Below are 25,775 nucleotides of genomic sequence, written 5' to 3' on the forward strand. Positions count from 1 at the left end.
GTCTGCGGGCGGCGGTGCGGAAGGTGCCGTGGGGCTGGGTGCGGGTGCCCTCGGAGCGGGGGAAGAACTCGTACCAGGAGCCGTACAGGGCCCGCTCCCGCTCGACCAGCAGCGGCAGCGGTTCGGAGGTGGTGACCAGATCCCGCAGCGGATGCCGGGCCAGGACCTCGTCCACCTCCGGCGTCAACGCCGCCGCCCACCGCGCCGACGCCGGGCGTTCCTCGTCCCGCAGGGCGTCCACGGCGGCCAGGAGCACGTCCCGCGGGCCGCCCTCGGGCGCACCGGCGGCCGCGCGCTCGTACAGGCGCGCGCCCTCCTCCAGGACGATGTCCGTGTCCATGCCGGCGGGGATCTTGATCTCGGCGTGGTGGCGCCAGGTGCTGATCGGATCGCCCCAGCCCTCCACGGTGAACGTCCACAGGCCGGGTTCGCCGGCGGTGACCTCCGCGCCCCACCGGTCCGTCCCGGGGGCCAGCTCCCGCATCGGCGTCCACGGCCCGGGCCTGCCCTCGGGATCCTTCAGGACGACGTTGGCGGCGACCGCGTCGTGCCCCTCCCGGAACACGGTCGCCGAGATCTCGAAGCTCTCGCCGGTCACGGCCTTGGCCGGCCGGCGCCCCCGCAGGACGACCGGGCGGACGTCGAGGACGGGTATGCGCCCGACGGCGGTGGCCGTACTCGCGGGGGGTGGTTGCGGGGCCGGTGGACCGGCGTCGGCCGGGCGTACGGGGTGTGCTTCGCCGCCGGGCGCGCGCGCCCCGGTGCGGCGGGTCGGGGGTGGTGACGAATGGTGCTTGGCGGGCATGACCGCTCCTGTCCGCGTCAACGTGGGTGGGCGGATGTCTATGGGGAGGTGGGTCCTGCGTGGTGCTCCTGAGAGGGTTACCCGGAGGAGCCTTCCCACCCTATTCGGGTGGGCAATCCGGCACTTTGTTAACTACTCACGCGTATGTCGACACACAAGACCGGCCTCGTCCGTGACGGACGAGGCCGGCCCCTGTGCACGGCGGCGGCTTCGCCCTACCCGCCCGGCACCCGCAGCAGTTTGTCCGGCGAGCCCGGGCCCCCGCCGGAGATCTTCTTGGTCGCCGCCGATGTGGTCAGAGCCCTCCCGACCTGGGACGGAGTCGCCTTCGGATGATCCGCCAGATACAGCGCGGCCGCGCCCGCGGCGTGCGGGGACGCCATCGAGGTGCCCGAGTACGTGGCCTGGGCGGTGTCGCTCGCGGCGGACGCGGAGGTGATGGCGACGCCCGGGGCGAACAGATCGAGGGCCGGGCCGTGGTTGGAGAAGGCCGGTTTTGTATCCCCGCGGTCGGTCGCGCCGACCGTGATCGCCTGCTTGACGCTCCCGGGTGAGTAGAGGCCGGCGGGCCGGCCGTCGTTGCCCGCGGCGACCGTGTACGTGACGCCGGAGGCGATGGAGGTGCGGACGGCGGCGTCCAGCTGGGCGTTGCGGAACCCGCCCAGGCTGAGGTTGGCGACCGCGGGCTTGTGCGCGTGCCGGGTCACCCAGTCGACCCCGGCGATCACCCGGGCCGTGGTGCCCCCGCCCGCGGCGTCGAGGACGCGCACGGAGACGATCCGGGCCCTCTTGGCGACGCCGTGGGTCCTCCCCGCGACCGTGCCGGCGACATGCGTGCCGTGGCCGTTGGCGTCCGCCGCGATCGCGTCGTTCCCGACGAAGTCCCAGCCGTGGCTCGCCCGGCCGCCGAAGTCCCGGTGGGTCGTCCGGACGCCGGTGTCGATGACGTACACCGTCACCCCGGCGCCCGCCGACTCGGGTGAGGTGTATCCGCGGTCCAGCGGCAGGCCCGGCTGGTCGAGGCGGTCCAGTCCCCAGGACGGCGGGTTGCGCTGGGTGCGCTCCAGGCGTACCCGGGTGTCCTGGACGACCGAGGCGACCCGGGGGTCGGCGGCGAGCCGCCGGGCCCGTCTCGCGTCCGCGCTGACCGCGTAGCCGTTCAGGACCGTGCCGTAGGTGTGGCTGATGCCCACCCCGTACCGCTCGGCCAGGCTCTTTCCGGCCGCCGACGGCGCCAGGGTGCCCTTCTTCAATGTGACCAGATAACTGCCGTCCACGGCGCCGGGTTCTCCGGCGCCGAGTATCCGCCCCTCCGGTACGGCGTGCGCGGGCAGGGTGATGGCCGAAAACACCGCGGCGCAGATCGCCGCCGTCAGGCCCCCCGTCCAGCGCAGACGCCGTTCGCGCGTCCGTGCCATGGTCCGAGTTCCCCTCCTCGACTCGGCGTACGGCTGCCGCGCCGCGCCGCGGGCGGCGGGCGCGGGCCGGGTACGCCACGGGAAGCCTCTCGTGACGGGTGAAACACCACAAGGACGCCTGTGGGGGCGGAATCGGCCATATCCGGAGATGGGCCGATTCCGGCCGATCGGGGGTCCGGCGGCGGAGCCTCGGCGGCGGCGGCGCCGACGCCGGTACTGTCGTAGGAGACGTCGATGAAGCCCTGAGTCAAAGCCCTGCGTCAACCAGCGAACGCGCCGAGGTGGAACCCGTGAAGGCGATCCGTCGATTCACCGTCCGACCCGTTCTCCCCGAACCCCTCCGGCCGCTCAGCGACCTGGCCCGCAACCTGCGCTGGTCGTGGCACGCGGAGACCCGTGAGCTGTTCCAGTCCGTCGACCCCGAGCGGTGGGCCGCCTCCGGTGGCGACCCGGTCCGGCTGCTGGGCAGCGTGCCGCCCACGCGCCTGGCCGAGCTGGCGGAGGACCGCCGCTTCCTGCGCCGCCTCGCCGCGGTCGAGGGCGATCTGCACGACTACATGACCGGCGACCGCTGGTACCAGGCCCAGCCCGACGAACTCCCCGCCGCCATCGCCTACTTCTCACCCGAGTTCGGCGTCACGGCCGCCCTGCCGCAGTACTCCGGCGGCCTCGGCATCCTGGCCGGCGACCACCTGAAGTCCGCCAGCGACCTCGGCGTGCCGCTGATCGGCGTCGGGCTGCTCTACCGGCACGGCTACTTCCGCCAGACCCTCTCCCGGGACGGCTGGCAGCAGGAGCACTACCCCGTCCTCGACCCCAACGAGCTGCCCCTGGTCCTCCTGGAGGAGCCCGACGGCACCCCCGCCCAGGTCGCCCTCGCCCTGCCCGGGGGGAAGCAGTTGCACGCCCGGATCTGGCAGGCGCAGGTCGGCCGGGTCCCGCTGCTGATGCTGGACTCCGACGTCGAGGAGAACGACTTCGGCGAGCGCGGCGTGACCGACCGGCTCTACGGCGGCGGCAGCGAGCACCGGCTGCTCCAGGAGATGCTGCTCGGCATAGGAGGGGTCCGGGCGGTGCGCACGTACTGCCGGCTGACCGGGCACCCCGGGCCGGAGGTGTTCCACACCAACGAGGGGCACGCCGGGTTCCTCGGCCTGGAGCGGATCGCCGAGCTCTGCGCCGACGGTCTGGACTTCGACTCGGCGCTGGAGGCGGTGCGCGCCGGGACCGTCTTCACCACCCACACCCCCGTCCCGGCCGGCATCGACCGCTTCGACCGCGAGCTGGTCGCCCGCCACTTCGGGCCCGACGCCGAGCTGCCGCGCATCGACGTCGAGCGCATCCTCCGGCTGGGTATCGAGACCTACCCCGGCGGGGAGCCCAACCTGTTCAACATGGCCGTGATGGGTCTGCGCCTCGCCCAGCGCGCCAACGGTGTGTCCCTGCTGCACGGCAACGTCAGCCGCGAGATGTTCTCCGGGCTGTGGCCCGGCTTCGACGCCGACGAGGTGCCGATCACCTCCGTGACGAACGGTGTGCACGCGCCGACCTGGGTCGCCCCGGAGGTGTTCCGGCTCGGCGCCCGGCAGATCGGCGTGCAGCGCGCCGAGGACGCGCTGACCGTCGGCGGCTCGGACCGCTGGGACGCGGTGGCCGACATCCCCGACCAGGAGATCTGGGAGCTGCGGCGGGGTCTGCGCGAGCAGCTCGTGACGGAGGTCCGGGAGCGGCTGCGGGCCTCCTGGCGGCAGCGCGGGGCCGCCACGGCCGAGCTGGGCTGGATCGACGGCGTCCTCGACCCGGACGTCCTCACCATCGGCTTCGCCCGGCGCGTCCCGTCGTACAAGCGCCTGACGCTGATGCTGCGCGACCGCGACCGGCTGATGGACCTGCTGCTGCACCCCGAGCGGCCGGTGCAGATCGTCGTGGCGGGCAAGGCGCACCCCGCGGACGACGGCGGGAAGCGGCTGGTGCAGGAGCTGGTGCGGTTCGCGGACGACCCACGGGTGCGGCACCGGATCGTGTTCCTGCCGGACTACGGCATGGCGATGGCGCAGAAGCTGTACCCGGGCTGCGACATCTGGCTGAACAATCCACTCAGGCCGCTGGAGGCCTGCGGCACGTCCGGAATGAAGGCCGCGCTCAACGGTTGTCTCAATCTGTCCGTCCTCGACGGCTGGTGGGACGAGTGGTTCCAGCCCGACTTCGGGTGGTCGATCCCGACGGCGGACGGGGTGGCGACCGATCCGGACCACCGCGACGACATAGAGGCCGCGGCGCTGTACGACCTGCTGGAGCAGCGGGTGACGCCCCGCTTCTACGAGCGCGGCCGGAGCGGGCTGCCCGACCGCTGGCTCGAGATGGTGCGCCAGACCCTGAGCCTGCTCGGGCCGAAGGTGCTGGCCGGGCGGATGGTGCGCGAGTACGTCGAGCGGCTCTACTCGCCGGCGGCGCTCGCCCACCGGTCGATGGATCCGGACACGGCCCGTGGTCTCGCCCAGTGGAAGGGCCGGGTGCGGGCGGAGTGGCCGGGCGTCACGGTCGACCACGTGGAGACGTCGGCGTCCGAGGCGCTGGCCGAGCTCGGTACGACGCTGGGGTTGCGGGTGCGGGTCGGGCTCGGGGGGCTCGGGCCGGACGACGTGGATGTGCAGGTCGTGTCGGGGCGGGTGGACGAGGAGGACCGCATCGGTGATGCCACGATCGTTCCGCTGAAGCCGGTCGGGTCGCCCGAGCGGGACGGGCGGTGGGTGTACGAAGGGGCCTTGTCCCTGGATCGCACCGGGCCTTTTGGGTACACGGTGCGGATCCTCCCCGCGCATCGGCTGTTGGCTTCGAGTGCGGAGTTGGGGCTTGTGGCCGGGCCGTCCGAGGAGCTTGTGGAGGCGGCTGGGTTGTTGATGCGTTGAGTGTTGTCTGCGGGTGCGCGGGGGGCTTGTCGCGCCCACGCGGCGGAGCCGCACATCGATACAGCCCCGCGCCCCTCAGGGTGATTGTTCACCCTGCGTTGCGATGTTCCGCAGGACGTTGCCGCACCTGCGGGCGTATGCGTGTTGCAAGCCTCGGGTCGCCGGGCCTCCGGCCCTTGCGTACCACTTGGTCGCGCGGCTGAAGGCGTTCACCGTGAGCCAGACCGTGCCGTCGCCCGTGCGGTCGACCACGAAGGACTCCTCGCCGGTCTCCGGGTGGCCGGGCAGGGTGCCGTAGGCCCAGCCCGCCCGGCGGGGTTCCTCGACCGTCCAGACCACCCGGCAGGGGGCCTTGATCATGCCGGCCAGGGTGACGGTGACGTCGACGCCGGGGGCGGCCCGGTCCGCGCTCGTGTCGACGCCGACGCCCATCGTCCGGTGCATCTCCCAGGTGAGCACCGCCTCCGAGGCCCGGCGGAAGACCTCCTCGCCCTCGCCGAGGCGGGTGCGCACGTTCATGGGGTGGAAGCCCGGCGGGCAGAAGCCCTGCTCACGGGTGGCGCCGACGTCGGCGTAGGTGAAGTCCTTCGGATCCGGATGAGACACAGTGACCAAGAGTAGGGCGGTACCCGGACCTGTCGTGGATCCGGGTACCGCCCTCGGTCGAGCTTCGGTCAGCCGACGTTGACGGCCGACCAGGCGGCAGCGACCGCCTTGTACTCGGCGCTGCTCGCGCCGTACAGGGCCGAGGCCGCGTTCAGGGTCGCCGTGCGGGCCTGGGCGTACTTGGTCGTCGACGTCATGTACGTCGTCAGCGCCTTGTACCAGATCTGGAGCGCCTTGGTGCGGCCGATGCCGGTGACCGTGGAGCCGTTGGACGTGGGCGAGTTGTAGGTCACGCCGTTGATGGTCTTCGAGCCGCTGCCCTCGGACAGCAGGTAGAAGAAGTGGTTGGCGGGGCCGGAGGAGTAGTGGACGTCCACGCTGCCGAGGCTGGAGGACCAGGAGTCCTTGGACGCGCCGTCCTTGCTGGGCTTGTCCATGTAGCGCAGCGGGGAGCCGTCGCCGTTGATGTCGATCTCCTCGCCGATGAGGTAGTCACCGACGTCCGAGGAGTTGTTGGCGAAGAACTCAGCGCCCGCGCCGAAGATGTCGCTCGTGGCCTCGTTCAGACCACCGGACTCGCCGCTGTAGTTCAGGCCCGCCGTGACCGACGTCAGCCCGTGGCTCATCTCGTGCGCGGCCACGTCGAGCGAGGTCAGCGGGTTGGTGTTGCCCGACCCGTCGCCGTAGGTCATGCAGAAGCAGCTGTCCGACCAGAAGGCGTTGACGTAGCTGTTGCCGTAGTGGACGCGCGAGTAGGCGCCCTTGCCGTCGTTGCGGATGCCGTTGCGGCCGAAGGCGCTCTTGTAGAAGTCCCAGGTGATCTGGGCGCCGTAGTGGGCGTCGGCGGCGGCGGTCTCCGTGTTGGAGGGGTTGCCGTTGCCCCAGACGTCGTCCGAGCCGGAGTACAGGGTGCCGGTGCCGGAGGTGCCGCGGTTGAGGTTGTACGTCTTGTGGCCGCCGCGCGTGCCGTCCGTCAGGTTGTACGTCGACCCGGACTTGGTGGTGCTGAGGGTGACGGTGCCGCTGTAGGTGGTGTTGCCGGTGCCGGTCTCGATGGCCTGGTGCTCGTAGAGCTTCTTGCCGGTGGCGGCGTCGGTGATGACGTGCAGTTCGTTCGGGGTGCCGTCCTCCTGGAGGCCGCCGACGACCGTCTCGTAGGCGAGGGTCGGCTTGCCGTCGGCCGCCCAGATCACCTTGCGGGGCGCGGAGTTCGCCTCGGTCTTCTCCGAGCCGTCCGCCTTGGCCAGGGTCACGGCCTGCTTCTCCGCCTTGGCGGCGGTGACCGTGGGCTTGAGCGAGGCGATCTTGAGAGCGGCCTTCGTCGCTCTGGTGACGCCCTTGGTCTCACCGGACTTCGACTCGTGCACGACGAGGTCGCCGCCGAGGACCGGAAGGCCGGCGTAGGTCCGCTCGTAGCGGGTGTGGACGGTGCCGTCGGCGTCCTTCACGACGTCCTTGACGACCAGCTTCTCCTGGGCGCCGAGGCCTATCTCGTCGGCGGTCTTCGTGGCGTTTGCCTGCTGCTCCTTGATGAGCGTGGTGCGGGCGGGCGCGGAGAGCAGGACGGGTGCGGCGGCGAGAGCCGGCTTGCCGGAGGCGGAGTCGGCGGCGGCGCTGGTGCCGGAGGTCAGCCCGGTGGTGAGGAGCGCGCCGGCGGCGACGGCGGTGGCGATGGCCAGCGTGGTGCGCTTGTGACGCGCGTAGAGAGGGGAGGTCACACGAGCTCCTAAGTGTGGGGGAACTGCTGGAGTGCTGTGCGGCGGGTGGAGGAAGAGTGGCACCCCGGACGCGTACATGTCAGGAGGGCCTGTGATGTTGGCCGGAAATCGACGGCGTGGTGTGTGCGCCTCGGGAAAGGCGCGGGCGCCGTCCCGGGGGAGTCGAACCCGCCGGGACGGCGCCCTGATCCGGTGCCGCCGACCGTGCGCCGCGGCCTACGGGAAGGTCAGCTTCCAGCTGTTGATGTAGCCGGTGTCGACGGCCGCGTTGTCCTGAACCCGCAGCTGCCAGACACCGTTGGCGGCCTCGGAGGACGCGTCCACCGTGTACGTGGTGTCGATGTTGTCCGCGCTGCCGCCGGTGCCGTACCCCTTCAGCGTGTACGCCGTGCCGTCGGGCGCGACCAACTGCACCTGGAGGTCGCCGATGTAGGTGTGGACGATGTTCACGGCCACCTGGAGGTTGGACGGCGCGTTGCCGGTCCGCCCGGAGACGGTGATCGGCGAGGTGACCGCCGCGCCCCGGTCCGGGATCGCCACGTCGGCGGTGTTCTCGAAGGACGTTCCGCCGCCGCCTCCGCCGCCGGAGCGGGTGCCGACGTTGATGCCCGCCCACGCGTCCTGCACCGCCTTGTACTCGGCGCTGTCGGTGCCGTAGAGCTCACCGGTGGCCGCCAGGGTGCCGGTGCGGGCGGCCGCGTAGTTGGTGGTCGAGGTGAACTTGGTGGTCAGTGCGCGGAACCAGATCTTCTCCGCCTTGTCCCGGCCGATGCCGGTGACCGGAAGGCCGTCCGAGGTGGCCGAGTTGTACGTGACACCGTTGATGGTCTTGGTGCCGCTGCCCTCGCTGAGCAGGTAGAAGAAGTGGTTCGCGGGGCCCGACGAGTAGTGCACGTCGATCGAGCCGATACCGGAGTACCAGCTGTCCTTGGAGGCGCCGTCCTTGCTGGGCTTGTCCATGTAGCGCAGCGGGGAGCCGTCGCCGTTGATGTCGATCTCCTCGCCGATGAGGTAGTCACCGACGTCGCCCGAGTTGTTGGCGTAGAACTCGACGGTCGAGCCGAAGATGTCGGAGGTCGCCTCGTTCAGGCCGCCGGACTCGCCGCTGTAGTTCAGGCCCGCGGTGTTGGAGGTGACGCCGTGGGTCATCTCGTGGCCGGCCACGTCGATGGCCGTGAGCGGGTGGGTGTTGCCCGAGCCGTCGCCGTAGGTCATGCAGAAGCAGCTGTCGGACCAGAAGGCGTTGACGTAGTTGTTGCCGTAGTGGACGCGGGAGTAGGCGCCGACGCCGTCACCCCGGATGCCCGAACGCCCGTGCACGTTCTTGTAGTAGTCCCACGTCAGCGCGGCACCGTAGTGCGCGTCCGCGCCGGCGGTCTCCGCGTTGGACGCGCTGCCGTTGCCCCACACGTCGTCGGAGCCGGAGAACAGCGTTCCCGTGCCGGAGGTGCCGCGGTTGAGGTTGTAGGTCTTGTGGCCGCCGCGCGCGGCGTCGGTGAGGTTGTACGTCGACCCCGACTGCGTGGTGCCCAGCGTGACCGTGCCGCTGTACATCGTGTTGCCGGTGCCGGTCTCGATGCCCTGGTACTCGAAGAGCTTCTCGCCGGTGGCGGCGTCGGTGACGACGTGCAGTTCGTTCGGGGTGCCGTCCGCCTGGAGGCCGCCGACGACCGTCTCGTAGGCGAGGGTCGGCTTGCCGCTCGCGGCCCAGATCACCTTGCGCGGCGCCTTGTCGACGTCGGGGCTCTTGGCCTTGCCGGCCTTCGCCGCGGACAGCGCCTGGCGCTCCGCCTTGGCGGTGGACACGGCCGCCGTCGTCGTGGCCGGCTTGATGGCGGCGCGGGTGGCCTTCACGACGGACGCGGTGGCGTCCGCCTTCGTGCTCTTCACGACGAGGTCGCCGCCGAGGACCGGCAGGCCGTTGTAGGTGCGCTCGTAGCGCGTGTGCAGGGTGCCGTCGCTGTCCTTCAGGACGTCGCGGACGACCAGCTTCTCCTTGGCGCCGAGGCCGAGGTCCTTCGCGGTCTCGGCCTTGCCGGCGTCGGCTTCCCGGATCAGCTGGGCCCGCTGGGCGGGGGTGAGCCGGACCGACTCCGAGCCGGGCTTCGCCTTGCTCGCGGCCGCCGGTGCCGTCGTGGGGGCCGCGGTGGCGGTGCCGGTCTGCACGGCGGCGGCGATCAGCGCGGCGACGCCGGCGAGGGCCACGGCCGCGGTGCGGCGAGGGGTGTGGGGAGTGCGTCTGTGGGAGGTGCCTCTTCGCGAGGAACTGCTTCTCAACACTGACTCCTTCTGCGGGACCGGGGGTCGCCCGGCCTGGGGAGGTGGAGGTGTTGCCGTGGGGTTGCCGTGGAGCAGTCGTGGGAAGCGTGGCAGGGGAGCGCGCTTTCTGTCAGGAGCGCGTCAACAGTATGGCCGGAAACGGTTCGTTGACCGGAAGTTCATGTTCGCTATGCGAACGCTTCTCTTGCCCGTTGCCCGTTGCCCGCTGCCCGCGCCGGGACGCCCTGATGGCGCCTCCGCGCTACGCCAGACTGTCCCGCCAGGCCCGGTGCAGATCCGCGAACCTGCCCGTACCCGCGATGAGTTCGGCCGGTTCCCCGTCCTCGACGATCCGGCCGTGTTCCATCACCAGGACGCGGTCCGCGATCTCGACGGTCGACAGCCGGTGCGCGATGACCACGGCGGTACGGCCCCTCAGGACCGTCGCCATCGCCCGCTGCACCGCCCGCTCGCCCGGGATGTCCAGCGAGCTGGTCGCCTCGTCGAGGATCAGCACCGCCGGGTCGGCCAGCAACGCCCGTGCGAACGCGACCAGTTGCCGCTGACCGGCCGAGATACGGCCACCCCGCTTGCGCACGTCGGTGTCGTAGCCGTCGGGCAGGGCGCTGATGAAGTCGTGCGCGCCGATCTCCTTCGCCGCCCGCTCGATCTCCTCCCGGCGGGCGTCCGGACGGCCGATCGCGATGTTCTCGGCGACCGTGCCGGAGAACAGGAACGCCTCCTGCGTCACCATGACCACCCCGCGCCGCAGCTCGGGCACGGCGAGGTCGCGCAGGTCGACCCCGTCCAGCAGCACCCGGCCGTCGGAGGGGTCGTAGAACCGGGCCAGCAGCTTGGCCAGTGTCGACTTGCCGGCGCCGGTGGAGCCGACGACCGCGACCGTCTGCCCGGCCGGGACCGTCAGATCGAAGCGGGGCAGCACCTCGCCGCCGGTGCGGTAGCCGAAGCGGACGCCGTCGAAGACGACCTCGCGCCCCGGGTGTTCGCTCGCGAGCGGCGGGAGCTGCCGCGGAGTCTCCGGTTGGGGCACCGACGGGGTCTGCGCGAGCAGTCCGGCGATCTTCTCCAGCGAGGCGGCCGCCGACTGGTACGAGTTGAGGAACATCCCCAGCCGGTCGATGGGGTCGTACAGCCGCCGCAGGTACAGCACGGCCGCCGCCAGCACACCGAGGGCCAGCGTGCCGTCCGCGACCCGGTAGGCGCCCCACAGCACGATCGCCGCGACCGCGGTGTTGGCGACCAGCCGCGAGCCGGTGACGTAGCGGGCCATCTCCAGCAGCGCGTCGCCGTTGGTCCGCTCGTGCCGGTGGTTGAGCGCGCCGAAGTCCGTGTCGTTGACGGCCTCGCGGCGGAAGGCGCGCACCGGCCGGATGCCGTTCATGGTCTCGACGAACTTGACGATGACGGCCGCGATGGCGGTGGACCGCGCCCGGTACACCCGCCCGGCCCGCCGCTGGTACAGCCGCACCAGGGCGTACAGCGGCACGAAGGACGCCACCGCCACGCCGCCGAGGCCCAGATCCAGCCAGAGCAGCATCGCCGAGATGTAGACGAACGACAGGATGACCGTCACGAGCTCCTGGAGCCCCTCGTCCAGCAGCTCGCGCAGCGACTCCACGTCCGTCGTGGAGCGGGAGATGAGCCGGCCCGAGGTGTAGCGCTCGTGGAAGTCGACGCTCAGCGCCTGCGCGTGACGGAAGATCCGGCCGCGCAGGTCGAGCAGCACGTCCTGGCTGACCCGGGCCGCGGCGGCGACGAACGCGAACTGGAGACCACCGGCGGCCAGCGCGCACGCGAGGTAGCCGGCCCCGACCGCGATCAGCGGCCCGTGGTCCTCGGCCCGGAACGCCGGCACGGCACGGTCGATCGCGTACGCCACGAGCAGCGGGCCCGCCTGTACGACCGCCTGCTGGAGCAGCAGCAGGAGCGCCGTGACCGTGACCCGGGCCTTCATGGGCGCGAGCAGGGAGCGCAGGAGGGCGGCGGTGGCGCCCGGGGGTGTCGGCAGGACGTCCTGGTCGAACGGGTCGCCGGCGGCGGGGGTCCGGGCGCCGGGCCGGTCGTCGCCGGGTTTCTCGTCGGCCGGTGTGGTGGTGGCCGCCGTCATCGTGCGCCCTCCTCTTCGCCTGACAGTTCGCCTGACTGCTCCCCGGACATCAGGTGCGCGTACTCGGCGTTCGAACGCAGCAGTTCCTGGTGGGTGCCGACCGCGGTGATCCGGCCGCCGGACAGCAGGGCGACCCGGTCGGCGAGCAGCACGGTGGACGGGCGGTGCGCCACGATCAGGGCCGTCGTGTCCGCGAGGACCTGGCGCAGGGCGGCCTCCACGGCGGCCTCCGTGTGCACGTCCAGGGCCGACAGGGGGTCGTCCAGGACGAGGAACTCCGGCTGTCCGACGACGGCTCTGGCGAGCGCGAGCCGCTGCCGCTGCCCGCCGGAGAGGCTGAGGCCCTGCTCGCCGACCTGGGTGTCCGTCCCCTGCGGCAGCGCGTACACGAAGTCGGCCTGTGCGACGGACAGGGCGCGCTCCAGCTCCCTCTCGCCGGCTGTGCCGTCCGTCCCCATGAGAACGTTGTCGCCGACCCCGGCCGAGAAGAGCGTGGGCTCCTCGAAGGCGACGGCGACCTTGGCGCGCAGCGCCTGTCTGGAGCAGGCGGTGATGTCGACGCCGTCCAGGGTGATGCGGCCCGAGGTCAGTTCGTAGAGGCGGGGGATGAGCGCGGTGAGCGTGGTCTTGCCGCTGCCCGTCGCTCCCACCAGGGCCATGGATTCGCCGGGGCGGACGTGGAGGCTGACGTCTTCCAGGACGGGCGCCGAGCCGGGCGGGGCGTCGGGGTAGCGGAACCGGACCTTGTCGAAGCGCAGGCCCTTGTCCTCGGAGTCCGGTGCGGCAGCGGCTGCCCCCGGTTCCTCGACGTCCTCGTCCATCACCTCGAAGTACCGCTCCGTCGCCGTCGCCGCCTCCTGGCTCATCGCCAGCAGGAAGCCGATCGACTCCACCGGCCACCGCAACGCCAGCGCCGTCGACAGGAACGCCACCAGCGTGCCCGCCGACAACGCCCCGTCGGCCACCTGGACGACCCCCACCACCAGCGCCGCCCCGATCGCCACCTCCGGCAGCGTCACGATGACGCCCCAGATCGTCGCCAGCAGCCGCGCCTTGCGCAGCTCCGTGCCGCGCAGTGTCCCCGCCCTCTCCCGGAAGGCCCGCGCCTGGCTGCGATGGCGGCCGAAGCCCTTGATCACGCGGATGCCGAGGACGCTCTCCTCGACGACCGTGGTGAGGTCGCCGACCTGGTCCTGGGCGAGCCGGGCCACCTTCGCGTACCGCTTCTCGAAGATCACGCAGGTCACCATGACGGGCACCGCGGGCCCGAGGACGACCAGACCCAGGGTCCAGTCCTGGAGCAGCATGATGACTACGCCGACGAGTATCGTCACCCCGTTGACCAGCAGGAACGTCAGCGGGAAGGCGAGAAACTGACGCAGCAGCATCAGGTCCGTGGTCGCCCGGGACAGCAACTGCCCGGACGCCCACCGGTCGTGGAACGCCACCGGCAGCCGCTGGAGGTGCCGGTACAGAGCCGCCCGCATCGACGCCTCGACGTGGGACAGCGGCCGTGCCACGAGCCACCGCCGCAGGCCGAACAGCAGGGCCTCCGTGAAGCCGAGGAGCAGCAGGTACAGCGCCCCGAGCCACACCCCGCCCGGGTCGCGGTCCGCGACCGGTCCGTCCACCAGCCACTTCAGCACGAGCGGGATCACCAGACCCACGCACGAGGCGATTATCGCCACGAGGGCGGCGCTGAACAGCCGCGCCCGCACGGGCCGCACGTACGGCCACAGACGCAGCAGCGTACGCACGGCGGAACGGTCCTGGGCGGGTACGGGTGTCGTGGCCATCAGCAGCGAGCCTACGGATCGCCACTGACACTGCCCACCGAGTTTCTGCCGGATCCCGCGGCGGGGATCCTCGGTCATTCCGGGTAGGGCAGCAGACCGGAGGCGATCCTCTCCCAGGAGGACCTGAGCTCCGCCAGCAGCTCCGGCCGGTCCGGTGCGAGGTCGGCCTGCTCCCGCTGGTCCTCGGCCAGGTCGTACAGGTGGTCGGTGCCCTTGGCGTCCCGGTAGTACTTCCAGTCGCCGCGCCTGAGCGCCCGGTTGCCCCGCACCCGCCAGAAGAGGTCACGCTCGGGCGGCTCCTCGCCCCGCAGCAGGTACCCGGCGAGGCTCGTGCCGTCCAGCGGGTACGCCGGGTCGGGCCGGGCGCCGGCCAGCTCCAGCAGGGTCGCGGTCCAGTCGGGGGAGAAGTGGGGCTCGTGACTGACCTGGCGGCCGTCGATCCGGTCGGGCCAGCGCAGGATCGCCGGCACCCGGATGCCGCCCTCCTGGAGGGAGAACTTCCCGCCGCTGAGCGGCCACAGGTACGACCAGCGCTCGCCGCCGTTGTCGCTGGCGAACAGCACCACGGTGTCGTCCTCCTGCCCGGAGCGGCGCAGCGCGGCGAGCACCTCGCCGACGGCCGCGTCCAGGCTCTCCACCATCTGCGTGTACTTGGCGACCGAGCCGCCGTCGTAGTGGTTCAGCGCCTTGCTGACCTCGGCCTGGCTCTTCGCCGCCCTGATCTTCGCCGCGATCCCGGCGGCGGTCTCCTCGTCGCCCTCGGCGAGCCAGGGCCAGTGCGGGGTGGTGAAGTTGAGGTTGAGCAGCCAGGGCCGGTCGTGGTCCCGGCGCACGTACTCCACCGCCCGTTCGGTGAGGACGGTCGTGTAGTACCTCAGGTCCTGGTACTCGGCGTCGCCCTCGTAGAGGTCGTACGCGCCGAGCTGGCCGAGCTTGGAGTAGTACTCCAGCACGCCCCCGAAGTTCCCGAAGAACTCCTCCCAGCCCGACTTGGTCGGACTGAAGTCGGGCAGCCAGCCGCAGTGCCACTTGCCGATGAGCGCGGTGCCGTAGCCGGCCTTCCTCAGCAGCGAGGCGAGGGTGGGGTGGTTCGGGTCGAGGCCCTGGGACCGGTCCGCGATCGGCTCGGCGAGGCCGCCCTTCGTACGGCCCGGGTAGCGGCCGGTGTAGAGGCTGAACCGGGTGGGGGAGCAGGTCGAGGAGCCGGAGTAGGCGTTGGTGAAGCGCACGCCCTGGCGGGCCAGCCGGTCCAGGTTCGGTGTCCTGATGTGCGGGGCGCCGTACGAGGACAGGTCGGCCCAGCCGAGGTCGTCGCCCAGGATGACGAGGAAGTTGGGGCGACGGCCGGATCCGGCACCGGGACGGGCCGTGAAGGGACGCTCGACGGGGGCGGCACCGGCGGCACCGGCGGCACCGGCGGCACCGGCGGCACCGGCGGTACCGGCCGCACCGGCGGCACCGGCGGTACCGGCCGCACCGGCGACGGCGCCCATGGCACCGCCTCCGACGAGAGCCCCTAGGGCACGACGGGATATTTCGGGCATGCGGAGGTCCTGGGGATTCAGAGAGGAAGAGGGGGAGGGGCCGCGGCTAGGTACGGACGCTGCCAGCGGTTCGACAGCGGGGTCAAGAAGATCCCCACCGAGTTCACGCACCCGCAACGGACCGCAACAATGCGTCCCGGGCGGGCTGCGACGCCGCCCGCTGGGCGGGCCGCGAGACCGTCCGTCGAACGGGCTGCAACACCGTCCGTCGAACGGATCGTGACAACGTCCGCCAAGCGCGCTGCGACACCGCCCGTCCAACGGACCGCGACAATGCCCGTCCAACGGACCGCGACATCGCCCACCGAACGGCCGCGACACCGCCCGTCGGCGAAACGATGCTTCAGCCGGTCACGCGCAGCAGCAGCACCGCCCGGGCCGGTACCGTGATCTCCGTCCCCGCCGGGTGCACCACGCCCGGCGCCTCCCCCTGCTCCTCCAGGCTCGTGTCCACGACCACCTCGTACCGCTCCGCCCACGGCGGCCCCGGCAGCGCGAAGCTCACCGCCGTCTCGCCCGCGTGCAGGACGGCCAGGAAGCTGTCGTCGAGGATCTGCCGCCCGCGCTCGTCCCGGCCCGGGATGTCCCGGCCGGACAGGTACATGGCGAGCGAGGCGGCGGGCGCGTACCAGTCCCGCTCCGTCATCTCGGTGCCCCGGGAGGTGAACCAGGCCAGGTCGCGCAGCCCGTCCGCGGTCTGCGCCCGGCCCGAGAAGAAGGCCCGGCGCCTGAGCACCGGGTGCCGGTGGCGGAGCCGGATCAGCCGGGAGGTCAGCTCGAACAGCGCCCTCCAGCCGGGGTCCTCCAGCAGGCTCCAGTCCACCCAGCCGATCTCGTTGTCCTGACAGTAGGCGTTGTTGTTCCCGCGCTGGGTGCGGCCCAGTTCGTCGCCCGCGACCAGCATGGGCACGCCCGTGGACAGCAGCAGGGTGGTGAGCAGGTTCCTGAGCTGCCGCCGCCTGAGCGCCCGTACGCCCTCGTCGTCCGTCTCGCCCTCGGCACCGCAGTTCCAGGCCCGATTGTCGTCCGAGCCGTCCCGGTTGCCCTCGCCGTTGGCCTCGTTGTGCTTGCGCTCGTAGCTCACCAGGTCGCGCAGGGTGAACCCGTCGTGCGCGGTGACGAAGTTGACGGACGCGTACGGCCTGCGCCCGCCCCAGGCGTACAGGTCGCTGGAGCCCGACAGGCGGTAGCCCATCTCCCGTACGTCCGGCAGGGCGTGCCGCCAGAAGTCCCGCACGGCGCCCCGGTACCGGTCGTTCCACTCCGTCCACAGGGGCGGGAACGCCCCCACCTGGTACCCGCCCGACCCCACGTCCCACGGCTCGGCGATGAGCTTCACCCGGCGCAGCACCGGGTCCTGGGCGATGACCGCCAGGAACGGGGAGAGCATGTCGACGTCGTGCATGGAACGGGCCAGCGCCGCCGCCAGGTCGAAGCGGAAGCCGTCCACGCCCATCTCGGTCACCCAGTACCGCAGGGAGTCGGTGATCAGCCGCAGGACGTGCGGCTGGACCACGTGCAGGGTGTTGCCGCAGCCGGTGTAGTCGGCGTAGCGGCGCGGGTCGTCCTGGAGGCGGTAGTAGCCGCGGTTGTCGATGCCCTTCAGGGAGAGCGTCGGGCCCAGTTCGCCCGCCTCCGCCGTGTGGTTGTAGACCACGTCGAGGATGACCTCGATCCCGGCCGCGTGCAGGGCGCGCACCATGCGCTTGAACTCGCCGACCTGCTGGCCGGTCGTGCCGGAGGCCGCGTAGCCGGCGTGCGGGGCGAAGTAGCCGACGGAGTTGTAGCCCCAGTAGTTGCGCAGGCCTCTGCGCAGCAGATGGTCCTCGTGGGCGAACTGGTGCACCGGCAGCAGCTCCACCGCCGTCACCCCCAGCCTGACCAGGTGCTCGATCGCGGCCGGGTGCGCGAGACCGGCATAGGTGCCGCGCAGTTCCTCGGGGATCTCCGGGTGCAGCTTCGTGAAGCCCTTGACGTGCAGCTCGTAGATCACGGAGTCCGCCCACGGCGTCTTCGGGCGGCGGTCGTCGGCCCAGTCGTCGTCATCGTGGACGACGACGCCTTTGGGGACGTACGGCGCCGAGTCCCGCTCGTCGCGGACGGTGTCGGCGACGTGCTGCTGCGGCCAGTCGCGGACGTGCCCGTACACCTCGGGAGGCAGCGAGAAGTCCCCGTCCACCGCGCGCGCGTAGGGATCGAGGAGCAGTTTCGCCGGGTTCCAGCGGGCGCCCGTCCACGGGTCCCACCGGCCGTGCACCCGGTAGCCGTACCGCCGGCCGGGCAGCACGCCCGGCACGAAACCGTGCCAGATCTCGTGGGTCAGCTCGCCGAGCCGGACCCGCGACTCCTTGCCCGCCTCGTCGAAGAGGCACAGCTCGACGCCCTCGGCCCCGCCCGCCCACAGGGCGAAGTTGGTCCCCGCCACCCCGTCCGGGCCGACCCGGAACCGGGCGCCCAGCGGCGTCGGCGCGCCCGGCCAGGCAGACACCGTGGGCGGCGGCGCGGCCCGCCGTACGCCGTTCGCGGCGGCCTGGCGCCCGTTCCCGGTGGCCCGACGAGCGGCCACCGCCTCCTGCTCGGCTGCGCTGGACACCTGTCAGCCTCCCGCGGCTCGTGGGACGACGGGGGACAGAGAGGTGCGGCCCTGTGCGCGGCCGGGTCGCGGCTCCCCTGCGCGTCGTCCTCCCCACTGTTCTGCCCAGAGCATGGGTCGCACTCACGTTTCCCCGGGGGCGGGCATGGTCGTTTCCCGGGGACGCGACCGGTCGTTGGGCACCTCGTGAGGCACGTACAAGGGCGCGCGCGGCGCGCGAGGGCCGCGCTGGCCGCCGTAGTGACATGGGCAGGGCTGATGGCCGGGGGCACGGGCTGTACCTCGGACGACATGGGCGCGATCACCGGCGCCTTCGGCGCGCCCCCGGCGCCCGAGGACGTCATCCGGATCTCGCCCGACGACGGCAGCAGGGGTGTGCGCCCCGGCAGGAAGCTGCGGGTGCGCGTGCCCGAGGGACGCCTGGAGTCGGTGAAGGTCGTCAGGTCGCAGGACGCGCAGGAGACCCCGGTGCGCGGGCGCCTGTCCGCCGACCGGCTCACCTGGGAACCGGAGGAGAAGCGGCTGGCGCTGGCGGCCAAGTACTCGGTCGACGTGGTGGCCGTGGGCGGTGACGGACGCCGCTCGGCCCGGCACACCACCTTCACGACGTACGTCCCCGAGGAACGCTTCATCGGCTACGTCACCCCGGAGAACCGCGCCACGGTCGGCACCGGAATGATCGTCTCACTGGAGTTCAACCGCGCGATCGCCCACCGCGCCGCCGTGGAACGCGCGGTACGGGTCACCGCCAGTCCCCCCGTCGAGATCCGCCCGCACTGGTTCGGCGGGACCCGCCTGGACTTCCGCCCCGAGGAGTACTGGAAACCCGGCACCCGGGTCACCGTGGACCTGCGCCTGCGGGACGTCGAAGGGGCCCGGGGGGTCTACGGCCTGCAGCACAAGACGTTCTCCTTCACCGTCGGCCGCAGCCAGGTCTCCGTGGTCGACGCCGCCCGGCACACCATGGAGGTGCGCCGGGACGGCGAGGCGCTCGCCACCGTGCCGATCACGGCCGGCGCACCCGAGACCACCACGTACAACGGCAAGATGGTGGTGACCGAGATGCTCGAGGTCACCCGGATGAACGGCGCCACGGTCGGCTTCAAGAAGCGTGACGGCAAGGGCGAGTACGACATCCCGGACGTCCCGCACGCCATGCGCCTGACCGAATCCGGCACCTTCCTGCACGGCAACTACTGGGCGCACCACTCCGTCTTCGGACACAGCAACGTCAGTCACGGCTGCGTCGGACTGCGCGACGTGAAGGGCGGCGGCGCCGCCACCCCGGCCGGCTGGTTCTTCGACCGCAGTCTCGTCGGGGACGTCGTCGAGGTCGTCAACAGCAATGACAAAGAGGTCGATCCGGACAATGGGCTCGGAGGCTGGAATATGGGCTGGAACGCATGGAAGGCGGGCAGTGCGGTGAAGTAACCCGACACGGGGGCGGGTTGACCCGGTGTTCCGTTGGGACCGAACAGTGACAATCGCGGGCCGCCGGTGCCGTACACCCTGTGGTTACTATTCGCCGGTGCGCGGGGGACGCGCAGGGGCGCGGGGCCTGACCAGGCCCGGGGAGGGGAGATTCGACTTGAACGGGCGACCGATATCGGGGGCGTCGGTTGGCGGGCGGAACGGAGTGCTCGCGCTGATAGCCGGCGGGCTGCTGCTCGCCGTCACGGCGTGCGGTGGCGGGGGGACGGGTTCCGGTGCCGGCGGGGGCGAGGGCAAGGGCTCGGACGCCGCGCGGAGCAAGCAGTCCGAGGCCGTCGTCAGCATCACGCCGAAGGACGGCGCCAAGTCCGTCGACACCAGCGGCGCGCTGAAGGTCACCGCCGCCGAGGGGAAGCTGACCGAGGTCGAGGTCAAGGACGGCAAGGGCAGGAAGATAGCCGGGAAGATATCCGGCGACGGCGCCACCTGGACGCCGTCCACCCATCTGGCCGCGGCCACCGAGTACAAGGTCCACGCGGTCGCCAAGGACTCCGAGGGCCGCACGGCCGCGGAGGACACCGGCTTCACCACGCTGACCCCGGAGAACACCTTCACCGGCACCTTCACCCCCGAGGACGGCTCGAAGGTCGGCGTCGGGATGCCGTTCTCCATCCGCTTCGACCGGGGCATCACCAACCCCGAGGACGTCGAGAAGGCCATCCGCATCAAGACGGAGCCGGCCGTCGACGTCCAGGGCCACTGGTTCGGCAACGACCGCCTCGACTTCCGCCCCGAGAAGTACTGGAAGCCCGGCACCAAGGTGACCGTCGACCTGAACCTCGACGGCGTCGAGGGACGCTCCGGCGTCTACGGCGAGCAGGACAAGACGGTGAAGTTCACCATCGGCCGCAACCAGGTCTCCGTCGTCGACGCCAAGAAGCTCACGATGAAGGTCATGCGCGACGGCAAGACCATCAAGACCATCCCGGTCACCACCGGCCAGCCCGGCATGGAGACCTGGAACGGCCAGATGGTCATCAGCGAGATGCTCACGGTCACCCGGATGAACGGCGAGACGGTCGGCTACGGCGGCGAGTACGACATCAAGGACGTCCCGCACGCCGTGCGCCTGACCACCTCCGGCACCTTCCTGCACGGCAACTACTGGGCGGGCGGCGCCTTCGGCAACTACAACGCCAGCCACGGCTGCATCGGCCTGCGCGACGTGCGCGGCGGCTGGGACAAGAAGGTGCCGGCCGCGTGGTTCTTCAACCACTCGATGGTCGGCGACGTGGTGGTCGTCAAGAACTCCGAGGACCGGATCGTCGACCCGGACAACGGGCTCAACGGCTGGAACATGGCGTGGGAGAAGTGGAAGAAGTGACCCCGGCCTGACGGCGAGGGCCCCGGTGTGACGGACCGCACCGGGGCCCTCGCCGTTAGCCCCCGTTAACCTGCTCCCTATGACCGTCTCTCTCGAAGTCGCTGAAGGTGTCGGCACGCTGCGCCTGGACCGTCCGCCCATGAACGCGCTGGACATCGCCACGCAGGACCGGCTGAAGGAACTCGCCGAGGAGGCCGCGCGCCGGGAGGACGTGCGGGCCGTGGTGGTCTACGGCGGGGAGAAGGTGTTCGCGGCCGGCGCGGACATCAAGGAGATGCAGGCGATGGACCACACCGCGATGGTCCTGCGCGCCCGCGCGCTGCAGGACTCGTTCACGGCGGTGGCCCGGATCCCCAAGCCGGTCGTCGCGGCCGTGACGGGCTACGCGCTCGGCGGCGGCTGCGAGCTCGCGCTCTGCGCGGACTACCGGATCGCCGGCGAGAACGCCAAGCTCGGTCAGCCGGAGATCCTGCTCGGCCTGATCCCCGGCGCGGGCGGCACCCAGCGCCTGGCCCGGCTCGTCGGCCCCTCCAAGGCCAAGGACCTCATCTTCACCGGCCGGATGGTGAAGGCGGACGAGGCGCGGGAGATCGGCCTGGTGGACCGGGTCGTGCCCGCGGAGGAGGTGTACACGCAGGCGCACGCCTGGGCCGCGAAGCTCGCGCAGGGCCCGGCACTCGCGCTGCGCGCCGCCAAGGAGGCGATCGACGCGGGCCTGGAGACGGACATCGAGACGGGCCTGACGATCGAACGGAACTGGTTCGCAGGTCTGTTCGCCACCGAGGACCGCGAGCGCGGGATGCGCAGCTTCGTGGAGGAAGGGCCGGGCAAGGCGAAATTCCTCTGAACCCGCCTCCGGGGTCTTGCAATTGACACCGTGTCTGGTCCGGGTCCCTCGATGGGACGGTTTATGACAGCCTTAAGGCAGCCTTAAGCGTGTCCGGCCGGGACGGCTCGGCCCATGCTCCGGTACGAGCCGTCGCCGCAGGTCGGGCCCCCTGTGGGCGGCTCCGAAGTGCCGTCGGCATATGTCATCGGATCGCCGGGTGACGACCCGTTTCCGGTGGTGTATTCCCCGGGAACGGCCCCCAAAGGCATCCCGGACGGCCATGATGGGGGGCATGGCGGGGCTGGAGGGTATGGGACAGCCGCGGGGACACGCACATGCGGCCGCGGCGCGCTGGTCGCCGACCGTCGAGGACGAACACGCGCTGAAGGCGCTGGAGTTGTACGGCAATCCGGCGGAGGCAGAGGTTCCACTGCCGTCCCGCCCCGAGTCCGCCGCCACCGCCAGACGGCTGACCCAGGTCGTGATCCTCCGTCACTGGGGCCTCACCCCCAAGACCACGGAGGACGCGGTCCTGCTCGTCTCCGAACTCGTCGGCAACGCCGTACGCCACACCGGTGCCCGTGTCTTCGGACTGCGCCTGCACCGGCGCCGCGGCTGGATCCGCGTCGAGGTCCGCGACCCCTCCCGGGGGCTGCCGTGCCTGATGCCGGTCCAGGAGATGGACATCAGCGGCCGCGGCCTGTTCCTCGTCGACAAGCTGGCGGACCGCTGGGGGGTCGATCTGCTGCCCCGCGGCAAGACCACCTGGTTCGAGATGCGGGTCGCCGACCGCTGAGGAACGCCTCCGGACCCGGCGCCCGAACGGCGGTACGGCCGGTGGCAGGTCACTCGGCCGCCGGACAGGGGAATCACCGGTTTCCAGGTGGAGCGCACCTTAAATGGTCGAATGCGCCGCCACCTCGTCACAAGCACCCTCGCCGCGGGTGCCGCCCTCGCCGTACTCGCCGCCTGTGGTGCCGAGGGCGGGCACCGGACCTCCCAGGCACACGGCACCAAGGCCGCCGTGCCCGCACCGCCCGAGAAGAAGCCCGTCCGGGGACTGCCGGGCATGCCGCCGGTCCTCGACCCCGAGGACGTGTACGCGGCCGACCGCCCGAACAAGCTGTCGCCCGTGGTCAAGGACTTCCCCTCCCGGGTCTACGTCCCCAACACCGAGTCCGACACCGTCTCGGTCATCGACCCGAAGACGTACGAGATCGTCGAGACGATCAGCGTGGGCCGGCAGCCCCAGCACGTCGTCCCGTCCTGGGACCTGAAGACGCTGTGGGTCAACAACAACCGCGGTCACACCCTCACCCCGATCGACCCGAAGACCGGAAAGGCGGGGAAGGAGGTGGAGGTCCACGACCCGTACAACCTCTACTTCACGCCCAACGGCAGGTACGCCGTCGTCATGGCCTCCCTCGACCGCGAACTGGTCTTCCGCGACCCGCACACCATGGAGATCAAGAAGACCGTCCCGGTCTCCTGCTACGGCGTCAACCACGCCGACTTCTCCCTCGACGGGCGCTACTTCATCGTCTCCTGCGAGTTCAGCGGCGAACTGCTCAAGGTCGACACCGAGAAGATGGAGGTCGTCGGGCAGCAGCGGCTGCCGTTCGACGGTGCCATGCCGCAGGACGTCAAGGTCTCGCCCGACGGCAAGAAGTTCTACGTCGCCGACATGATGGCCCACGGCATGTGGGTCCTGGACGGCGACCGGTTCACCGAGCCCACGCTGCTGCCCACCGGCAAGGGCTGCCACGGCCTGTACGTCAGCCGCGACTCCCGCGAGATGTACGTGTCCAACCGCGGCGAGGGCACGATCTCCGTCTTCGACTTCACGCGGGGCGAGCTGACCAAGAAGTGGCAGCTGCCCGACGGCGGCAGCCCCGACATGGGCGGCGTCTCCGCCGACGGCAAGGTGCTGTGGCTGTCCGGCCGCTACGACGCCGAGGTGTACGCCATCGACACCCGCACCGGCAGGCAGCTCGCCCGCATCCCGGTCGGCAGCGGACCGCACGGCCTCGCGGTCTACCCACAGCCCGGCCGCTACTCGCTCGGCCACACCGGCATCTTCCGGTGAGTGTCGTACAGCCGCACCTCCGAGGCCACGGGCCGGTGGCCGGCCGCCTTCGCAGTGGGTCCGTCGACCGACGCGTTCCTTGAGTCTCCACCCACTGGAAGGCCCAGACTTCCAGACATGATCGACGACGGCACCGGACTGCTCACCATCGGCGAGCTGGCCCGGATCACCGGACTGACCGTGCGCACCATCCGGTACTGGTCCGACGAGGGCGCGCTGCCGCCGGTGGCCCGGTCCTCGGGCGGATACCGGCTGTACGACGCCGCGTCCGTGGCGCGCCTGGAGCTGATCCGGACGCTGCGCGAGCTCGGACTCGGGCTGGCGGACGTCCGGCGGGTGCTGGCCGGTGAGACGACGGTCGCCCGGGTCGCGGCCGCGCACGTGGTCGCGCTGGACGCGCAGATCCGGTCGCTGAAGGTGACCCGCGCGGTGCTGTCGACGGTCGCCCGACGTGGCTCCGGAGCGGAGGAGATGACGCTCGTGAACAGACTGGCACGGCTGTCGGCGGCCGAGCGGCGGCGCATCGTGGAGGAGTTCGTGGACGAGGTGTTCCACGGACTGGACACGGCGGACCCCGTGATCCGCGAACGCATGCGGAACACCGCCGCCGAGCTGCCCGAAGAGCCCACCCCCGAGCAGGTCGACGCCTGGCTGGAGCTGGCCGAGATGCTCCAGGACCCGGACTTCAGGGCCCAGATGCGCAAGGTCGCCGAGTTCAACGCGGCCGACCGTGGTCATGACACACCCGCCGGGACGTCCCTGTGGTTCTCCCGGCGGCTCGTGCAACTCGGTGCCGAGGCCCGCGAGCGCGGCATCGCCCCCGGCTCGCCGGAGGCGGATCAGGTGCTGCGCGAGCTGCTGGGCGACGCCGACCCCGCCACCGTGCTGGACCGGCTGCGGTCGCACGCCACCGACAGGGTGGCCCGCTACCGCGAGTTGCTGGCGATCGTGAAGGGCGCCGGGCCCGAGGCGGCGTACCGGGAAGAGTTCGCGTGGGTGGTCGCCGCGCTGGAGACCCGCGCGGGCGGTTAATCTGACCTGCGTCAGCAAGACGCGTCGGTACGGCGCAGAACACGAGAGTAGGGGCGGATCGGTGGCGGACATCGAGGAAGCACGCAAGCAGTTCGAGCGGATCGATACGGACGGTGACGGTTACATCACCGCTGCCGAGTTCAAGACCGCCCTGGCCCGGTCGGGCGACTGGAACGTCACCGAGTCGGTCGCCGAGGTCGTCATCAAGGCCCGCGACCTCGACGGCGACAAGAAGCTGAGCTTCGACGAGTTCTGGTCCTACCTGAACAAGTAGTCGCCGCCGCTCCGGCTCCGACGGCTCCTTGAGCGAAGGGGCCCGGCTCGTCCTGGGACGGACCGGGCCCCTCGCCATGCCCGGCGAGACGACCCTGGCGAAGGAGCTGGGCGTGGGCCGCCCGAGCTCCGGACCCTGACCGGCCTGCGCGCCGACGCCCCGACCCCCCTTCCCGCCTGCCCCGAAGGCGGAACAGCCGCCCGCCCCGGAGTCGGAATAGCCCACCCGCCCCGCAGGTTGACCGTGGACACCAGCCCTCCACGAGGCGCTGTTCATCTCTCCAGGGGCGAGGCGACGACATGAAGATCGGCATCATCGGAGCGGGCAACATCGGCGGCAACCTGACCCGGCGGCTCACCGCCCTCGGGCACGACGTGTCCGTCGCCAACTCCCGCGGGCCGCAGACACTTTCGGCCCTGGCCGAGGAGACGGGCGCGACGCCCGTGACGGTCGGGGAGGCGCCGCGGGGCGCCGAGATCGTGGTGATCACCATCCCGCTGAAGGCGGTCCCGGACCTTCCCTCCGGTCTCCTCGACCAGGCGGCGGACGACGTCGCGGTCATCGACACCGGCAACTACTACCCCCGGCAGCGCGACGGCAGGATCGCCGCGATCGAGGACGACGGCCTCACCGAGAGCCGCTGGACCGAACGGCAGATCGGCCACCCGGTCGTCAAGGCGTTCAACGGCACGTACGCCCAGGACATCCTGGACCGCCCGCTCCCGCCCGGCGCCCCCGACCGCATGGCCCTCCCGGTGGCCGGCGACGACGAGGCGGCCAAGCGCAAGGTGCGGGACCTGATCGACGCCCTCGGCTTCGACACCGTCGACGCGGGCGGCTTGGACGACTCCTGGCGCCAGCAGCCCGGCACCCCGGTCTACGGCCTGCGCGGCGGCGTCGGGGCGGTCACCAAGGCCCTGGCGGAGGCGTCCCCGGAGCGCACTGCGGAGTTCAGGGGCTAGC

At 71.5% G+C, this 25,775-nt stretch carries 18 protein-coding genes; 9 read left to right on the forward strand and 9 right to left on the reverse strand.

The annotated features are described in order from the left end of the window. Together ABEA82_RS30825 and ABEA82_RS30830 are read right to left on the reverse strand one after the other, a co-directional pair. Positions 1-805 (reverse strand): maltotransferase domain-containing protein (locus ABEA82_RS30825; protein ID WP_345665008.1); only part of this gene is annotated, 805 nt, incomplete at its 3' end. A gap of 215 nt (positions 806-1,020) precedes the next feature. After that, positions 1,021-2,223 (reverse strand): S8 family peptidase, encoded by a 1,203-nt coding sequence (locus tag ABEA82_RS30830; RefSeq protein WP_345665009.1) that lies wholly within the window; start codon positions 2,221-2,223, stop codon positions 1,021-1,023. A gap of 290 nt (positions 2,224-2,513) precedes the next feature. Here ABEA82_RS30830 and ABEA82_RS30835 point away from each other — a divergent pair, with 290 nt between their 5' ends. After that, positions 2,514-5,132: a glycosyltransferase family 1 protein gene (locus tag ABEA82_RS30835; RefSeq protein WP_345665010.1), complete on the forward strand. Its 2,619-nt coding sequence runs from the start codon at positions 2,514-2,516 to the stop codon at positions 5,130-5,132. 75 nt (positions 5,133-5,207) lie between these two features. Here ABEA82_RS30835 and ABEA82_RS30840 read toward each other — a convergent pair whose 3' ends face one another. The 7 genes from ABEA82_RS30840 to glgX form a co-directional block, all read right to left on the reverse strand. Beyond that, on the reverse strand, positions 5,208-5,747 hold the full coding sequence (locus ABEA82_RS30840; protein WP_345665011.1) for a DUF1990 domain-containing protein: 540 nt from the start codon (positions 5,745-5,747) through the stop codon (positions 5,208-5,210). Between the two features lie 59 nt (positions 5,748-5,806). Continuing rightward, positions 5,807-7,456, reverse strand: a complete 1,650-nt coding sequence (locus ABEA82_RS30845) for a M4 family metallopeptidase (protein WP_345665012.1) — start codon at positions 7,454-7,456, stop codon at positions 5,807-5,809. A gap of 216 nt (positions 7,457-7,672) precedes the next feature. Further along, a complete protein-coding gene (locus ABEA82_RS30850) occupies positions 7,673-9,733 on the reverse strand; it encodes a M4 family metallopeptidase (RefSeq protein WP_345665013.1) in 2,061 nt (686 codons plus the stop codon). Between the two features lie 244 nt (positions 9,734-9,977). Next, entirely contained in the window at positions 9,978-11,843 is a 1,866-nt protein-coding gene (locus ABEA82_RS30855) for an ABC transporter ATP-binding protein (RefSeq protein ID WP_345665014.1), read from the reverse strand. Beyond that, positions 11,840-13,639, reverse strand: a complete 1,800-nt coding sequence (locus ABEA82_RS30860; RefSeq protein WP_345665015.1) for an ABC transporter ATP-binding protein — start codon at positions 13,637-13,639, stop codon at positions 11,840-11,842. Before ABEA82_RS30860 ends, ABEA82_RS30855 begins: the two co-directional genes overlap by 4 nt. A gap of 74 nt (positions 13,640-13,713) precedes the next feature. Then, the gene (locus ABEA82_RS30865) at positions 13,714-15,183 is read right to left on the reverse strand and encodes a sulfatase family protein (RefSeq protein WP_345665016.1); all 1,470 of its coding nucleotides are present in this window, start codon (positions 15,181-15,183) and stop codon (positions 13,714-13,716) included. Between the two features lie 343 nt (positions 15,184-15,526). Beyond that, positions 15,527-17,776 carry a glycogen debranching protein GlgX gene (glgX, locus tag ABEA82_RS30870; RefSeq protein ID WP_345665017.1) on the reverse strand — a complete coding sequence of 750 codons (2,250 nt, stop codon included), beginning with the start codon at positions 17,774-17,776 and terminating at the stop codon, positions 15,527-15,529. Positions 17,777-17,962: 186 nt separating this feature from the next. On the opposite strand from glgX, the gene ABEA82_RS30875 reads away from it, so the two are divergent. From ABEA82_RS30875 to ABEA82_RS30910, 8 genes are all read left to right on the forward strand, one after another. Next, the gene (locus tag ABEA82_RS30875; protein WP_345665018.1) at positions 17,963-19,207 is read left to right on the forward strand and encodes a L,D-transpeptidase; all 1,245 of its coding nucleotides are present in this window, start codon (positions 17,963-17,965) and stop codon (positions 19,205-19,207) included. 157 nt (positions 19,208-19,364) lie between these two features. Further along, positions 19,365-20,591 (forward strand): L,D-transpeptidase, encoded by a 1,227-nt coding sequence (locus tag ABEA82_RS30880; protein WP_345665019.1) that lies wholly within the window; start codon positions 19,365-19,367, stop codon positions 20,589-20,591. Positions 20,592-20,670: 79 nt separating this feature from the next. Then, the gene (locus tag ABEA82_RS30885; protein ID WP_345665020.1) at positions 20,671-21,438 is read left to right on the forward strand and encodes an enoyl-CoA hydratase/isomerase family protein; all 768 of its coding nucleotides are present in this window, start codon (positions 20,671-20,673) and stop codon (positions 21,436-21,438) included. A 274-nt stretch (positions 21,439-21,712) separates the two neighbouring features. Then, positions 21,713-22,216: an ATP-binding protein gene (locus tag ABEA82_RS30890; protein ID WP_345665021.1), complete on the forward strand. Its 504-nt coding sequence runs from the start codon at positions 21,713-21,715 to the stop codon at positions 22,214-22,216. 111 nt (positions 22,217-22,327) lie between these two features. Next, a complete protein-coding gene (locus tag ABEA82_RS30895; RefSeq protein ID WP_345665022.1) occupies positions 22,328-23,506 on the forward strand; it encodes a YncE family protein in 1,179 nt (392 codons plus the stop codon). Between the two features lie 117 nt (positions 23,507-23,623). Beyond that, positions 23,624-24,538, forward strand: a complete 915-nt coding sequence (locus ABEA82_RS30900; RefSeq protein ID WP_345665023.1) for a MerR family transcriptional regulator — start codon at positions 23,624-23,626, stop codon at positions 24,536-24,538. Between the two features lie 61 nt (positions 24,539-24,599). After that, complete coding sequence (locus ABEA82_RS30905) at positions 24,600-24,812, forward strand: EF-hand domain-containing protein (protein ID WP_030232047.1); 213 nt, start codon at positions 24,600-24,602, stop codon at positions 24,810-24,812. A gap of 299 nt (positions 24,813-25,111) precedes the next feature. Beyond that, positions 25,112-25,774, forward strand: coding sequence for an NADPH-dependent F420 reductase (locus tag ABEA82_RS30910; RefSeq protein ID WP_345665024.1), 663 nt, complete (start codon positions 25,112-25,114; stop codon positions 25,772-25,774). Position 25,775 lies beyond the last annotated feature (1 nt).

The organism is Streptomyces venetus, from assembly GCF_039540295.1.
GTDB classification, from domain to species: domain Bacteria; phylum Actinomycetota; class Actinomycetes; order Streptomycetales; family Streptomycetaceae; genus Streptomyces; species Streptomyces venetus.